The organism is Deinococcus multiflagellatus (assembly GCF_020166415.1).
GTDB lineage: Bacteria > Deinococcota > Deinococci > Deinococcales > Deinococcaceae > Deinococcus > Deinococcus multiflagellatus.
The window spans coordinates 1-2665 of the sequence record NZ_JAIQXV010000048.1 but is presented as its reverse complement, the minus strand read 5'-3'; the positions used below and the strand labels follow the sequence as shown (position 1 = coordinate 2665).

2 protein-coding genes and 1 pseudogene are annotated in these 2665 nt (G+C 60.3%); all 3 read right to left on the bottom strand.

What is annotated here, in order from left to right:
• Positions 1 to 772 (bottom strand): hypothetical protein (locus tag K7W41_RS23200; protein WP_224612904.1); only part of this gene is annotated, 772 nt, incomplete at its 3' end.
• A gap of 123 nt (positions 773 to 895) precedes the next feature.
• Complete coding sequence (locus K7W41_RS23195) at positions 896 to 1318, bottom strand: hypothetical protein (RefSeq protein WP_224612903.1); 423 nt, start codon at positions 1316 to 1318, stop codon at positions 896 to 898.
• Between the two features lie 5 nt (positions 1319 to 1323).
• A pseudogene (locus K7W41_RS23850) lies at positions 1324 to 2616 on the bottom strand (IS701 family transposase).
• Between the last annotated feature and the right edge of the window lie 49 nt (positions 2617 to 2665).

Here is a 2665-nt window from a genome sequence, read left to right as displayed (position 1 = left end):
GAACGGCCTGAGTGCCAGAATCTCCATAGGGTATGGGGTCGGAGAGACGATAACCCGTAAAAAAGATGTCATCCAACACACTGGTCGAGAACGTGATGGCGTTCTCTGTCACCACCGCCACTTGATCCTTTCGCCAAATTCTGATCAGCAAGGATGGACTGTCTTCATCGGCTGCTGCATCCTCTGCGCCATGGAGATCGAATATCTCCTGAAGCTTGACTGGCATTAGGTACTCTCTGGCGTACGAACCCGTCGGCACACTGATGGAAAACGCGCCTTTGCCAGACACCAACGCTTCAGACGCCTGAACGCGGTACAGCGGGATCACGTTGGGCGAATACTCCGCGTCCAGGGGCACAGGCAGATCAGCGGCACTGACCCGGCTGACTGTTATTTGCGCGGTGGTCGCACTGGCGTCTCGCCATTTCGTGGGAGTGGTGACCTTCACCCCTTCGGGCGTCGTGATGGTCTCGCCCGGACGCACACTGTAGGTTCGGGTAAGAGGCGTGCCGTCATCGGCCCGCAGACCCAAGTGGCGCTCATCGGTCACACAGTGCCAGGACGCCGTCATGGTGACCGTCCAATCTGAGACCGTGGGGGGATGGACGGTGCAAGTGAATGGGACCAAGGCCACCTGGGGCTGCGCACAAGGCACCGTCAGATTTCGGGCTGCATCTACCCGCATGGCCCCAAGATCCAGCTGCCAGGCGCCCGCCAGACCCAAGAGGATCAGGCCAGTCAGGCTGATGCGCGTGATGAATCTCAAGGTCATCGAGCATTGACTGTACGTGGGAAATGGGCCGAAGTGTGCCAATCTGCCTGTCGCAATCGGCGAGGGTTATGCGGCGCTGCGTCTTGGGGGCGTGCAAACAAGGATGAGCACGCCTTCAAGACGTTATTGAAGCTCGGATGACGCGCTGAGGCTGTGGAACCACAGGTTGTACCACTGGGCTTGTTCGTCAACAGTACTCCCCATTTTGTCTACAGGCTCAAAGAGGTCGACGAGGTCAGCTGTATTCGCAGGTTGGCCCAAGGCGAGCCGATAAGCGACACGTGCACCAATGGAGAGCGCCATCGGGGACGGGTAAACCCCAAGCATGGCGCCTTGAACGCACAACAGCAGACCGTCATGCTCCAACTCACGACGCACCACGCAGAGTGTTTCAAAGAAACCACTGTCCTGCCCCTCGTAGACGCGCGACGGTGTGGCCACCCGAACACGAATGAGGCCATGGTCCTCATCTTCAAGCACGGACATCTCAGCGATCTGATCCGGCTGTCCATCCTGGTGAAGTCGAACCGTGTAGACCTCCAGCATCGTGATCAACCGTACCCCATTCCCCTTGAGCAGTACGGACACCACAGGACAGGACACGTCTGCTGGCGTGCTTGGGGCAAGGTTGGTCGCCAGCCCTCAGGGTCAACGCGTACCGTGACCAATCGAAGGGCTTGCAGATAGAGCATCGCGGTCATGCACAGCACCGCATGATGGTGCAGCCCTCGCCAGGAACGGCCTTCGAAGTGATCCAGGCCCAGTTCCTCTTTGAGTTGTTGATGCACCTGCTCGCAGGACCACCGAGCCTTGATGTCGCGGATCAACTCGATTTTTGACGTGTTGGCTGGATGATTGGTGAGGTAGTACTTCCGCTCCCCACTGGGCCGACGTTCGCCAACGACCCAGACTTCGTCACCGGGCAAGTGGGACCCGTCATGAAGTTCCCCACCGTCGGCAACCCGGACGCGCATGACCGCAAAGCGTGCGTGCAGCGGTCCTTTGGTGCCCTTGCGCCAGGTGCGTGAAACCCATTTGTGCGGCGGCAGGTCATGCAACACCTGAGCCACGCTTTTGCGTGGCTCGTCGGGAACGGGGACCAGGAGTCGACCAGTCTTGGATCTCCGCTCCGTCAGCATCCCGACCTTCGTGGAGTACACCTTCTGCGTGCCTGGGACACCGACCGCCCAGGTCAGCCCCCGAGCCGTGAGTGCTCAACGAAATGCAGCGCTATTCCCATAGCCAGCATCTGCGACGACGACTTTGAAGGTCACGCCATGCTGCCGGACGCGGTCGATCTCCTGCAGGGCCAACTCCTTCTTGGTCAGAAACAGCCGGTGTCCCACAGGGACACCGGCAGCAACACACCGTTCTGGGTCATCCGTCCACGCCTGGGGCAGGAACAACCGCAGCGCCAAAGGAACGGGAAGATCGTTCTTCGCGAGCGTCAGCGAGACCAGGACCTGACAGTTGGCCACCTTGCCCAGCACACCGCAATACTGCCGGGCGACCCCGACACTGCCGGTGCCTTGTTTTGGAAATGCCGTGTCATCCACGATCAACACGGCATCACGGCCACCGACCAACCGCTGCGCCTGACGCGCGAGGACGGCGCCCAGCTGGTCATCCTGCCAGGGACTCACCGTCACAAAATGGTGCAGCTGCGCGTACTGGCCAGGGGCAACGTGTTCGGCGAGTGGTTGCAGACTTTTGCGTTCCAGCGGGGCCATCAAGCCGCGCAGGTAAATGGGACACCACTTTCGGCGGCGAGCGTGTCCCAGCACGCGCTGAAAGGGACGCAGGAAGCGCCGAAGGGACAAGGCATGGTCCTGAGCAGAGGTCATGCGTCAGCCTGACAGACACGCATGAGTGCCGTCCAGGAAGCCAAAACCT

Excerpts from the sequence above, each read along its gene's own strand:
- K7W41_RS23195 (WP_224612903.1), bottom strand. The coding sequence starts at position 1,318 with ATGCTGGAGGTCTACACGGTTCGACTTCACCAGGATGGACAGCCGGAT.